A 12,029-nucleotide genomic window follows, 5' to 3' on the forward strand; every position below is an offset into this window, starting at 1 on the left:
ACCACCGCCAACGCAATCCCAACAAACCCCGCCAAAATCCCCCCGGCATTCACAAACACCTGTGGATAACCGAGGCTGTCCACATCGATGAACGGGTACTGATACTGCCCCAGCAAATGCCCGCGCAGCAGCACATAGCCGAAGTACACCAGCGGGTAAATCACCCACCCGCCAATGTGCTTGAAGTGCAACGTGCCCTTGGGCACACACCGCCACCAATAGATCACGAACAGCAGCGGCATCACGTCGTGCAACAACTCGTCGGCGATAAATTGAAAGCCGGTGGGGCTCCACAAATGTCGGAGCAACAGGTTGTAGGCCAGGCTCACGACCACGATGCTCGCGGCAATACCGCTACTGACAGCGGGCGCCAGGAAGAAACGTTTTGCCGCCGACTCGCGATTGACCAGCGCATAGCTCAACACCACGACCACCAGGGTGTTGGTCAGCACCGTGAAGAAACTGAAAAAGTTGATCAGCCCGCCCAACAGGCTCGCGCCGGCCTCCCAGCGCGAATAGAAAATCAAGTATTGCTGAATCGCCAGCCCTGTCCAGCCAGCCAGCGCCGCCGTGGCCACATACCGCTTCATGGCCTCAATCCAGCGGGCGTTTGGTACGCATCAGCTTGACGTACAAACCTTCGACTTTCTCCCGCGCCCACGGCGTTTTGCGCAGGAATGTCAGGCTCGACTTGATGCTGGGGTCGCTCTTGAAACAGCGCACATCAATGCGTTCGGCCAGACCGCTCCATTCGTAGTGTTCCACCAGGGTGGTGAGGACGTGCTGCAGGGTCACGCCGTGAAGTGGGTCGTTGCTTGTCGCGGTCATGCCAGGCCTTTTGCAAAAAGAGGAAACACAGCCGCGCACCTTAGCCGACGGGGCGTAGAGGTGGAAGCACTGCATTGAATATAGCCCCTGGAAAAAAGTTCCCCTTTTCAGGCAAAAAAGTGATGTTATATTGTAACGATACTTATCAAAATCGATACCGTTTTAAGCCTTCTCTTTTCTGTGCCTTTTACCAAGGAATGTTTGATGTCCCTCTCTACTCTGTGGCGCTTGACCCCGCTTGCCGCCGCCCTGTTGATCGGCTCCGAAGCCCACGCCCTGGAACTGCAACCCCAAGTCATTACCGGCAACCCCTTGGGCAGCGAACAACTCGCCTCGCCCACCACGGTGCTGGAAGGCGATGACCTGACCCTGCAACAAAAAGGCAGCCTCGGCGAAACCCTGAATAAGCAGCCAGGCGTGTCGTCGTCGTACTTTGGCCCAGGCGCCAGCCGCCCGATCATTCGTGGCCAGGATGGCGACCGCATTCGCATCCTGCGCAACGGCGTGGGTGCACTGGATGCCTCGTCGCTGTCCTATGACCACGCCGTGCCCCTGGACCCGATCAACGTCGACCGCATCGAAATCGTACGTGGCCCGGCAGCCTTGCTCTACGGCGGCAGCGCCATCGGTGGTGTGGTCAACACCTTCGACAACCGTATTCCCACAGAAGCCATCGAAGGCATCCACGGTGCCGGTGAACTGCGCTACGGCGGCGCCAACACCACCCGCAGCAGCGCCGGTAAACTGGAAGCCGGCAACGGCACCTTCGCCTTGCACCTGGACGCGAACGCGCGGGAATTCAACGACCTCAAAATCCCAGGCCAGGCCCGCAGCCGCCATGCCCCGGAGACCGAGGATGGCCCCGGCAAAAATGGTCGACTGGGCAACAGCGACGGGCGTCAGGATGGCGGCGCGGTCGGCGGTTCCTACACCTGGGACGACGGTTATGCCGGGCTGTCCTACAGCAACTATGACAGCAACTACGGTTCACCCGCCGAGCAAGATGTGCGCATCCGCATGAAGCAGGATCACTACGCCTTTGCGTCCGAGATCCGCAACCTGCAAGGCCCGTTTAGCTCGGTGAAACTTGACGCGGGCTACACCGATTACGAGCACCGTGAAATCGAAGGCGGCGAAACCGGCACCATTTTCAAGAACAAGGGCTATGAAGCCCGCGTTGAAGCGCGCCACCAGCCGCTCGGCCCGTTCGAGGGTGTGGTCGGCGCCCAAGTGACGCGCAATGAGTTCTCGGCACTGGGTGAAGAGGCCTTTGTACCGCAGACCGACACCAACGCCGGCGCGCTGTTTATTCTCGAAGAGATGCAGGCCACCGAGCGTCTCAAGCTCAGCCTTGGCGGGCGTGTGGAACACACCAATGTCGACCCGAATGCCAAGGGTAATGCGCGCTTTGCCGGTGCCGATAAATCCAATGACTTTACCGCCGGCAGCCTGTCGTCCGGCGCGGTATACAGCCTCACGCCGGTCTGGTCGCTGGCCGCGACACTGGGCTACACCGAGCGCGCACCGACTTTCTACGAGCTGTACGCCAACGGCGCCCACGTCGCCACCGGCACTTACGAGTTGGGTGACGCCAACCTGAAGAAAGAGAAAGCCGTGTCCAGCGACCTGGCACTGCGCTTTGACAACGGCACGCACAAAGGCAGTTTCGGCGTGTTCTACAGCCGCTTCTCCAACTACATCGGCTTGCTGGGCACAGGGCGCACGCTGAACGATGAAGGCGAAGAAGACGCGGGCGGTATCCCGGAATACAAATATTCCGGTGTGCGCGCACGTTTCGCCGGCTTCGAAGCCCAGGATCACTGGAAGTTGGGCGAAAGCGCCTACGGCAAGTTCGCCCTGGAGCTGTCGGGCGATTACACCCGCGCCACCAACCTGGACACGGGCGAAGCCTTGCCGCGTATTGCGCCTCTGCGCTTGAACAGCGGCTTGCTGTGGGAACTGGACCGCTGGCAGGCGCGGATCGACGTGGAACACGCCGCGGGCCAAGGGCGTGTGCCGGATAACGAAAGCGGCACCGACGGCTACACCACCTTGGGCGCCAGCGCCGGTTATCACTTCAATGTGGGTGGCAGCCAGTGGTTGGCGTTCGTCAATGGCGAAAACCTCACCAACCAGACCGTGCGTTATGCCAGCTCGATCCTGCGCGATATCGCCCCGGCGCCTGGGCGCAGCGTGCAGTTCGGCGTGCGCACCACCTTCTAAACAGCAGCACAATCCTCCTGTAGTAACCGGCTTCTGTGGGAGCCGGGCTTGCCCGCGATAGCATCACCGCAGTTTCCCTGGGGTACCGAGGTGACGCTATCGCAGGCAAGCCAGCTCCCACAGAAGCCAGGCTTTACAGGCATTCTTGCAGCGACGTTCTGTCACTGTTACCAGATCTGAAATGATGCATCTCTCTAATTACGCTTTCTCAAAATGAGAAGGCGCTTTATCCTTGCCGCAACAAACTGAAACGTTTCACGCCTGCGGTCGATCCCATCTTGCCGAATATTCCCTGCCTTAAAGACAGCGCTGTCTTAAACCGACCCGCGCGTGGGGTTCAATCGCCCGCCTGTGGATAACCGACTTATCCCCAGAAAAACCCAATTTAACGCTGAACCAAGCCCGCGCCGAATCGTCATCTACAGTGAAGCACGGGGTTACATAATTCCAACGTCACGGAGAAACACACTATGAGCACTGATGGTGCTTCAAGCCCAAGCCGCCTGCTGCCCAGGCTGCTAGGCGTCTTGCTGCTGATCATGGGGCTGGCCTTGCTGGCTGGCGGCGTCAAGCTGAGCATGCTCGGCGGGTCGCTGTACTACCTGCTGGCCGGTATCGGCATCGCCCTCACCGGCGTGTTGCTGCTGGCCACCCGCCGCGCAGCGCTGGGCCTGTACGCACTGGTGCTGTTCGCCAGTACCGTGTGGGCACTGTGGGAAGTCGGCCTGGACTGGTGGCAATTGGTGCCGCGCCTGGCCCTGCTGTTCGCCTTGGGCATCGTCTTGCTGCTGCCGTGGTTTCGCCGTCCGTTGCTGCGTGGCCAACCCGCGCCGCTGGGCACTGGCGCGCTGAGCGTAGCCTTGGTGCTGGCGGGCGCTGCCGCCCTGGCCAGCCAATTCACCAACCCGGGTGAGATGGTCAAGACCGGCCAACTGGACCGCGACGCCGCGCCTGGCATGGCCAGCACTGCACCGGCCCAGGCCGATGGCGACTGGAATTCCTATGGCCGCTCGGCCTTCGGTGATCGTTACTCGCCTCTGGCGCAGATCACCCCGGAAAACGCCCACAAGCTGGTGCCGGCGTGGACCTATCGCACCGGTGACATCCCTGGCCCAGGCGATCCCGGTGAAACCACCGCAGAAAACACCCCGCTGAAAGTCAACGGCATGCTCTATGTGTGCACGCCGCACAGCCAGGTGATTGCCCTGGACCCGGACACCGGCAAGGAAATCTGGCGTTTCGACCCGAAGATCAGCAGCCAGGGTGCCGCGAACTTCAAAGGTTGGGCGCACATGACCTGCCGTGGCGTGTCGTATCACGATGACGCCGTCTACGCTTCCGCGCAAAGCCCTACCGGCAGCGCCAGCACTGCACCTGTCAGCGCTGTCTGCCCTAAACGCATCTTCGTGCCGACTGCCGACACCCGTCTGATCGCGCTCGACGCCGACACCGGCAAGATGTGCGAAGACTTCGGTGACAAAGGCCAGGTCGACCTGCGTGCCAACATCGGCAGCTTCGCTCCAGGCGGTTACTACTCCACCTCGCCACCGGCCGTGACCAAGAACCTGGTCGTGATCGGCGGTCACGTGACCGACAACGTCTCCACCGACGAGCCTAGCGGCGTGATCCGCGCGTTCGACGTACACACCGGCAAACTGGTGTGGAACTGGGACAGCGGCAACCCGGACGACACCACCCCGTTGGCCGAGGGCAAGACTTACACCCGCAACTCGCCGAACATGTGGTCCATGTTCAGTGTCGACGAAAAACTCGGCATGCTCTACCTGCCGATGGGCAACCAGATGCCTGACCAATACGGCGGCGACCGTACCGAAGACTCGGAAAAATACAGCGCCGGCCTGACCGCTCTGGACATCGACAGCGGCCACGTGAAGTGGACCTTCCAGTTCACCCACCATGACCTGTGGGACATGGACGTGGGCGGCCAGCCTTCGCTGATCGACATCAAGACCGCTGACGGCGTCAAGCCAGCAGTCATGGCCTCGACCAAGCAAGGCAGCATCTACGTGCTGGACCGCAGCAACGGCAAGCCGGTGGTGCCGATCAACGAAATCCCTGTACCGCAAGGCGCAGTGGCCGGTGATCACACCTCGCCGACCCAGCCGAAGTCCGACCTCAACTTCATGCCGCCGCCGTTGAAAGAACGCGACATGTGGGGCGTGACCCCGTTTGACCAGATGCTGTGCCGCATCGATTTCAAATCCATGCGCTACGACGGCCCATTCACCCCGCCATCGCTGCAAGGCTCGATCGTTTACCCGGGTAACTTCGGCGTGTTCGACTGGGGCGGTATCTCGGTTGACCCAGTTCGCCAGATCGCTTTCGTGAACCCAAGCTACATGGCGTTCAAATCGAAACTGATCCCGGCGGCCGAAATTGCCAAGCAAGGCCCACGCGTCAGCGAAACCGAAGGCGTGCAGCCGAACAAAGGCGCGCCGTATGGCGTGATCCTCGAAGCACTGCTGTCGCCTTTGGGCCTGCCGTGCCAGGCGCCAGCGTGGGGTTATGTGGCGGCGGTCGATCTGACCAACCACCAGACCATCTGGATGCACAAGAACGGCACCGTGCGCGACAGCTCGCCGGTTCCGATCCCGCTGACCATGGGCGTGCCTAGCCTGGGCGGTACGTTCACCACCGCCGGTGGCGTCGCGTTCCTCAGCGGCACCCTCGACCAGTACCTGCGTGCCTATGACGTGAAAAACGGCAAGCAACTGTGGGAAGGCCGCCTGCCTGCAGGCGCGCAGACCACACCGATGACTTACACCGGCAAGGACGGCAAGCAGTACGTGCTGGTCATGGCCGGCGGTCACGGCTCGCTGGGCACCAAACAGGGTGACTATGTGATGGCGTTCAAACTGCCGGATTAAGCTGAACCGGCGGTAAAACAAAGGCGGCTACCTGATGGGTAGCCGCCTTTTTTATGCCCTGCTGGAAACCATTTTGACCGAGCACGGCTTCAACACTCAGGTCGTCTGCCCAACCGCCATCGCAGGCAAGCCAGCTCCCACAGGAATGCCTGGAGATCACGATTTACAACACCATCCGCTCGCGCCGCATCCACATTTCAAATGCCATGGCATTCAACGGCCGACTGATCAAGTACCCCTGCGCCGTGTCGCACTTCCACTGCCTGAGCAACTTCAGGCTGGGCTCAAACTCCACGCCCTCTGCCACCACCTTGAGCCCCAGGTTGTGGCTCATTTCAATGGTCGAACGCACGATCACACCGTCGCCACTGGCGCTGTCGAGGTTGCGGATAAACGACTGGTCGATCTTCAATTCCTGCACCGGCAAACGCTGCAATTGCGCCAGCGATGAATAGCCTGTGCCGAAGTCATCCACCGACAGGCTGATGCCGCAGCCACGCAGTTGCTCCAGCACACTGAGGGCCTGTTGCGGGTTATGCATGATCGCGCTTTCGGTGATCTCGAAAATCAGTTGGTCGGCCGAGACCTTGTACTGCATCAACAAGGCGGTGACGCGTATGGCCAAGTCATCATCAGCCAAATCATCCACCGAGATATTGACCGAGAGTTGCAGGTGCAAACCCCGTTGCGCCCACTCGGCCATTTGGCGGATGGCTTCCTCGATTGCCCACAAGGTCAGGCTGCCCATGCTGCCGGTGCGCTCGGCCAATGGAATGAATTCGGTGGGCGACACCTGCCCAAGGGTCGGATGCTGCCAGCGCAGCAAGGCTTCTGCCTGACGCACATGGCCGTGCCTGAGGTCGAGCTTGGGCTGGTAACACAGGAACAATTCGCCCTCGACCACCGCCCGGCGCAGGTCGCGGATCAGGGTGATCTGGCGCTGGTGTGCAAGGTCGCGGTCTTGCTGGTAGATCTGCAAATGCCCCGGCAGGCTCGCCGCATCATGCCTGGCAATGGCCGCGCGGCTGATCAACTCTTCGACCTGTTGACCGTCGGTGGGGTACGCGGCGATGCCGATGCTGACTTCATGGCGCACTTCGTCATTGCCGATACGCTGGGGTTCGGTAAGCAGCCCGTAAAGGCGATCGGCGCGGGCCACGGCGCGGTCGATCTCGGTGTTTTCCAGCAACAGCAGGAACTCACTGCCAGCGATGCGCGCCGCGGTGTCGCTGGCCAACAGGCTCATGGACAAACACCGGCTGGCTTCACGCAGCATTTCTTCGACGCCCTGAGGGCCAAACCCTTCGTTGATCACCCGGTAGTTTTCGATCCCCAGGTACAGCAGCACCACTGGCCGCCGCGCACTGATCGCACTGCCCAGGCGCTCCATGGCCAAGGCGCGGTTGGGTAAGCCGGTGAGCGGATCATGCAAGGCGTTATGCGCCAGTTGCCGCTCGCGCACGGCGATGCCGCTTTGCATGGCGTTGAAGGCACGGGCCAGCAAGCCGAATTCGTCATGACTGCGCACCCGCACTGGCGTGCGGTAGTCACCGGCGCCAATGCGTTCAGCGGCCTCCACCAAGGCAGTGAGCGGGCGCGACACACGGCGCGCCAGCAACAACGCCGCCGCCAATGACACCAGCAGCACCGCCAGGGCAATCCCGAGGAACTGCCGGTCCAGCGGCGCAAAGGATTCCAGCGCATGGTCCAGCGGGCTTTGCAGCAACACGCGTACTTGATCGCCATCGCCGGTATTGGCCAGCGGCAGCACCTGGCTCAGTGCACGTTGCCCGTGAAACACATTGATCTGCGCCTCAGGGTTGGGAGGGCTTTCGCGCATCAGGCTGATGACGGTGTCTTGATAGGCTTCAGGCTGGGTGCTGAACAACTGGCCGACAAGGCCGTCCTGCTCACCAAGGAACGACACTTCAAGGTTGCTCATGGAGCGCAATTCATTGGCGAACAACTTGTCCATGGGGAAACCCATGACCACGCGGGCAATGGGCTCCGGGTCGAGTACTTCATCCTGCACCAGCAAATACGGCTGCCCGTCCATGGCGACGATGAACATTTGCTGGCCACTGCGCCGCGCATGGCGCAAGGCCTGCTCATAAGGAAACACCGCGCCCTGTACCAACACCGGCAAGGTGCTGATCATCACCTTGCCATCCAGGTCGAGGACAAACACCTCGGTGGAGTGGATACCGGTGCCATGCCGGCGCAGCGCAGTCAGGATCGAATCAGCCTTGGCGTCGATCACTGCCTGTTTGAAAGGGCCGTCCGCCGTCAGCCAGTCCAGGCCGTATTGCAGGCGACGCCCGCGCAGGTCCAACAGGCGCTCAAAGACCTGGATGCCGGTACTGAGCTGAACCTGGGCCTGGTTCTCCACGGTACGAGTGGTAGCAGCCTTGACCGCAAAGTAAGTGGCCGCCACCACCACCAGCAACAACAGCGCCAGCACCCCGGCGATACGGGTCTGGAACGTGTGGCGCCACTGCATGGCCGAACCCTGCGGCCGCGTTCGCCTCTCTGTGCCACTGGGTTCCTTGGTCATACGCATCCCTGACGAAGCTGATCTGGCGTCAAAAAAACATCCATTTAAACTGAATATTTGGTTTTAGCAGATTAGCTGGGACTTGGGATAAGTACACCCAATTGGGGCGGGGACTTGAATGTCATTTTATTGGCGGTAAAGGCGTGCATAGCGTCCGGGGCGGCACTCCCACGCGGAGCGTGGGAAATATCCGGCTTAAACGCTGCGCGCGCGCATAAAGTCCCCCCAACGGCGCACCAAGTAGTTGTGCTCATCCATCACCGAGTTCCACACCGCGATATGCCCCATGCGTTGCTCGTAGGAACCGCCATCGCGCACGTCACCGATGTCGATCAACGGCAACCCATCGCTGCCCGGCAACTCCTCGCGGGCCGGAAGGCCCGCGTACCAGTAATCCCACTCGGCGCTGCTCAAATGGTCGCGGGTGCGCGCCGGGTTGCCGATGTAGTAACCCTGGCGCGCCATCACCGCGCCCGGCCAGCCGGACAACCACCAATTGAGATAGGCATACGCCGCATCCAACACCGGGCCTTGGGCATGGCGTGACAACGACAAGCCGCCAAACCAGGCGCGATAGCCTTCACGCGGCACCGCCAACCGGTACTTCACCCCCGCACGGTGCAGGCGCATCAAGGTCGGCGACCACAGGCTCTGGATATCGATGCTTGGGCTGAGCATCAACTGCGCGGCTTCTTCATCATCGGACCAGAACGCGGCGAAGTGCCCTTCCTTCTGCTTGCGCACCAGGATGTCGGCCAGCACATCGATCTCTTCGATGCTCATATTGCCGATGTCCTTGAACTGCGCCAGCCCCGCGCCTTGCACGGCCAGCGCGGCATCCAGCGCGCCAATCGCCGAGTCACTTTGCAACGCGGTACGCGCGCGCCAGGCCGGGTCGAGCAGCCAGCCCCAGCTTTCATTGCCGTGGCTGAAGCCATCGGGCAAACGCTCGGGGCGGTAGGCAAAACTATCGGCGTTGTGGGTCAGCGGCAGCATGCTGATGCGCTCGGTCACCGTGCTGCCGAGGCTGCCGTCGTGCTGCACGAACAGGCGCTCACTGGGCACGCTGCCGCTGCCCAGGCGGTCGCTGGCCGACAGCCGGCCGCGCTTGGGCAGGTCATTGATCTCATGCCACAACGCAATACGCCGTGTGTCGATGGGCTGGATCGCCCGCGCCGGCCATACGAAGTCGACGTTGTGAAACCACTGGTCGTACAGGTCGTAACTCTCGGGTTGCATCACCGCAATGCGCTGGGCCTGCTCCACATCGTGTACCTGGTACACCAGGCGAATGCCCAGCTCTTGCTCGGCGCGCACGCGCAGGCATTCCAGCAAGGTCACGGAAGTACCGAGGACACGCAATGTGATCATGCCACGAACCGCCGTGAGAACACGTCAAAGGAGCGCTGCAACAACGCCGGGTCGAGACCGCGCAGGATAAACACCAGGCGTGACTGGCGGTCGGTGCCTGGCCATGCAGGCAAATGCACCGGAGCATGCAGGCAATGCTGCACGCCATGGATAACAATGGGGGCCGAGCTTGCGTTCACGTTAAGCAGTCCTTTGACGCGAAGGATTCGTTCGCCGTGGCATCTTAACAGCATCGACAACCACACCCCGAAGCCCACCCAATCCAGCGGCTGCTCAAAGGTCAGGCAGCAGACTTGGGCAGCGCCGTGGCTCGCCGTGGTGGTGTGGTGCAGTTGCCAGCGGCTGACTTCAACCGAAGGCTCGGCGCTGCGCAACCCCTCACCGAGCAACAGTTGGTCGCCGCTGTGAACCGCATGGGTATCGAGGATTGGCGTGCCGGCATTCAATGCCCGCAAGTGTGCCCGTAGCGCGGTGCAATCGCCGGCCAGGTCGGTTTTGCTCAGCAGCAAACGATCCGCCGCCGCCACCTGGGCCAGCCATTCCGGGTGCAGGCGCTCTTGCAATTGGGCGTAGCTGGCATCCACCAAGGTGATCACCAGGCCAATATGAAAACGCCCACGCAGTTGCACATCGTTATTCAGGGTGGCGAGGATCGGCGCCGGGTCGGCCAGGCCGGTGGTTTCCAGGATCACGCGCTTGAACGCCGGGATCTCACCGCGCTCACGGCGTTGCAACAGGCCGAGCAGCGCGTCTTTCAACTCGCCGCGAATCGAGCAGCACACACAGCCGCTGGGCAGCAACACGGTGTCTGGCGCGACCTCTTCCACCAACAGATGGTCGATGCCGATATCACCGAATTCATTGATCAAGAGGGCGGTATCACCGAGGCTTTCGCCTTGCAGCAAACGCTTGAGCAAGGTGGTTTTACCGCTGCCGAGAAAGCCGGTGATGACATTAAGGGCGATGCTCATGACGACTCCAGATGATCGAGCAAACGCGGGTCCAGCGGGTCCAGCGGGCGCCCGAGCATGGTCTCCGCCGCCTGCCACAGTTGATCCAGGCCACTGGCCAATGCCTGTTTGCCGGTCGCGCCCAACAACAGGTAGGACGCGCCCTGGAAGTCTTCGACCTTGAGTCGGAACACCGCCAGCACTTGATTGATCGCCGCAATGCGGCGCAGACGCTCACGGCGCCTGGGCAGTTCATCGCCCAAGGGGTCGCTCCAGTGCAAGTCTTCGCCGAGCAAGCCGCAGAGTCCGCACATGGTTACACCTCACTCATGGCATGACATCGCCGGAATTCGGGCCGAGTGTCTGGCCGACAAACAGGTTGCCTCCCGGCTCGCTGGCAAGCAGTACGGCGGTCGGCGCCACTTCATCGGCCAGGCCAAAGCGGCCCAGGGGCAACTCGGCAGCTTTGGCGCGTTTCCAGTCTTCGCTGATGCCGCCCACCAACGGCGTCTCGATCGGGCCGGGCGCAATGGCATTGACCAGCACGTTGTCCTTGGCCACTTCCAGCGCCAGGGATTTGGTGAAGCCGATCACCCCAGCCTTGGCCGCGGCGTAGTGGGTCAACTCGGCGCCGCCCTTGATACCCAGTTGCGAGGCCACATTGATGATGCGGCCCCAACGCTGCGCCAGCATGTGCGGCAAGGCGCGCTGACTGGCGACAAATACACTGGTGAGGTCGACGCGCAGCATGTCGTTCCACATCTCGATGGAAAGGTCGACGCAGCGTGCCTGGGTGAGCATGCCGGCATTGTTGACCAGAATATCGATGCCGCCGAAGTGCTCGACGCAGCGGTCGACACTGGCCTGGGCGCCTTCAACGCTGCCGACATCGGCCAGGCACTCGACCACCTCGGCGCCGAGGTTGCGGCAGGTGATCGCGGTTTCGGCGAGGCTGGCGGCGTTACGGTCGGCCAGCAGCAAGCGTGCGCCTTCAGCGGCGTAGGCACGGGCGATGGCGGCACCGATGCCGCTGCCGGCGCCGGTGATCACGGCGCGGCGGTTGTTCAATTGAGACATACACAAATCTCCTAAGGCAAACACGGTCTCCTGTGGGAGCTGGCTTGCCAGCTCCCACATGTTTAGATCGAGTACCGTCAGTCGGGCCAGCGCACGGTTAAACCACCGTCGATGACGATGCTTTGGCCAGTCAAATAG

General features: G+C 61.7%; 9 protein-coding genes. 2 read left to right on the top strand and 7 right to left on the bottom strand.

Annotation, left to right across the window (positions count from 1 at the left end; genetic code table 11):
* Both FEM54_RS12180 and FEM54_RS12185 read right to left on the bottom strand, forming a co-directional pair.
* Window positions 1-590: Pr6Pr family membrane protein (locus tag FEM54_RS12180; protein ID WP_138451079.1), on the bottom strand; the 590-nt coding region annotated here is incomplete at its 3' end.
* A 4-nt stretch (window positions 591-594) separates the two neighbouring features.
* Window positions 595-828 (bottom strand): VF530 family protein, encoded by a 234-nt coding sequence (locus FEM54_RS12185; RefSeq protein ID WP_010212838.1) that lies wholly within the window; start codon window positions 826-828, stop codon window positions 595-597.
* Between the two features lie 204 nt (window positions 829-1,032).
* Between FEM54_RS12185 and FEM54_RS12190 the strand changes: the two genes are divergently transcribed.
* Window positions 1,033-3,051: a TonB-dependent receptor gene (locus FEM54_RS12190; protein WP_138451081.1), complete on the top strand. Its 2,019-nt coding sequence runs from the start codon at window positions 1,033-1,035 to the stop codon at window positions 3,049-3,051.
* Window positions 3,052-3,521: 470 nt separating this feature from the next.
* Entirely contained in the window at window positions 3,522-5,939 is a 2,418-nt protein-coding gene (locus FEM54_RS12195) for a glucose/quinate/shikimate family membrane-bound PQQ-dependent dehydrogenase (protein ID WP_138451083.1), read from the top strand.
* 163 nt (window positions 5,940-6,102) lie between these two features.
* Here FEM54_RS12195 and FEM54_RS12200 read toward each other — a convergent pair whose 3' ends face one another.
* The 5 genes from FEM54_RS12200 to FEM54_RS12220 all read right to left on the bottom strand — a co-directional run bounded on the left by FEM54_RS12200 (window position 6,103) and on the right by FEM54_RS12220 (window position 11,891).
* Window positions 6,103-8,439 (bottom strand): putative bifunctional diguanylate cyclase/phosphodiesterase, encoded by a 2,337-nt coding sequence (locus FEM54_RS12200; protein ID WP_138451085.1) that lies wholly within the window; start codon window positions 8,437-8,439, stop codon window positions 6,103-6,105.
* A gap of 249 nt (window positions 8,440-8,688) precedes the next feature.
* Window positions 8,689-9,864 carry an ABC transporter substrate-binding protein gene (locus tag FEM54_RS12205; protein ID WP_138451087.1) on the bottom strand — a complete coding sequence of 392 codons (1,176 nt, stop codon included), beginning with the start codon at window positions 9,862-9,864 and terminating at the stop codon, window positions 8,689-8,691.
* Complete coding sequence (locus FEM54_RS12210) at window positions 9,861-10,835, bottom strand: CobW family GTP-binding protein (RefSeq protein ID WP_138451089.1); 975 nt, start codon at window positions 10,833-10,835, stop codon at window positions 9,861-9,863. The genes FEM54_RS12205 and FEM54_RS12210 overlap by 4 nt, the downstream gene beginning before the upstream one ends.
* Window positions 10,832-11,128, bottom strand: a complete 297-nt coding sequence (locus tag FEM54_RS12215) for a hypothetical protein (protein ID WP_017136312.1) — start codon at window positions 11,126-11,128, stop codon at window positions 10,832-10,834. Before FEM54_RS12215 ends, FEM54_RS12210 begins: the two co-directional genes overlap by 4 nt.
* Window positions 11,129-11,141: 13 nt before the next feature.
* A complete protein-coding gene (locus FEM54_RS12220; RefSeq protein ID WP_138451092.1) occupies window positions 11,142-11,891 on the bottom strand; it encodes an SDR family NAD(P)-dependent oxidoreductase in 750 nt (249 codons plus the stop codon).
* Window positions 11,892-12,029 lie beyond the last annotated feature (138 nt).

Source organism: Pseudomonas edaphica (assembly GCF_005863185.1).
GTDB lineage: Bacteria > Pseudomonadota > Gammaproteobacteria > Pseudomonadales > Pseudomonadaceae > Aquipseudomonas > Aquipseudomonas edaphica.

Coding starts and splice junctions, on each gene's coding strand:
- FEM54_RS12185 (WP_010212838.1), bottom strand. CDS start 828: ATGACCGCGACAAGCAACGACCCACTTCACGGCGTGACCCTGCAGCAC.
- FEM54_RS12190 (WP_138451081.1), top strand. CDS start 1,033: ATGTCCCTCTCTACTCTGTGGCGCTTGACCCCGCTTGCCGCCGCCCTG.
- FEM54_RS12195 (WP_138451083.1), top strand. CDS start 3,522: ATGAGCACTGATGGTGCTTCAAGCCCAAGCCGCCTGCTGCCCAGGCTG.
- FEM54_RS12200 (WP_138451085.1), bottom strand. CDS start 8,439: ATGCAGTGGCGCCACACGTTCCAGACCCGTATCGCCGGGGTGCTGGCG.
- FEM54_RS12205 (WP_138451087.1), bottom strand. CDS start 9,864: ATGATCACATTGCGTGTCCTCGGTACTTCCGTGACCTTGCTGGAATGC.
- FEM54_RS12210 (WP_138451089.1), bottom strand. CDS start 10,835: ATGAGCATCGCCCTTAATGTCATCACCGGCTTTCTCGGCAGCGGTAAA.
- FEM54_RS12215 (WP_017136312.1), bottom strand. CDS start 11,128: ATGTGCGGACTCTGCGGCTTGCTCGGCGAAGACTTGCACTGGAGCGAC.
- FEM54_RS12220 (WP_138451092.1), bottom strand. CDS start 11,891: ATGTCTCAATTGAACAACCGCCGCGCCGTGATCACCGGCGCCGGCAGC.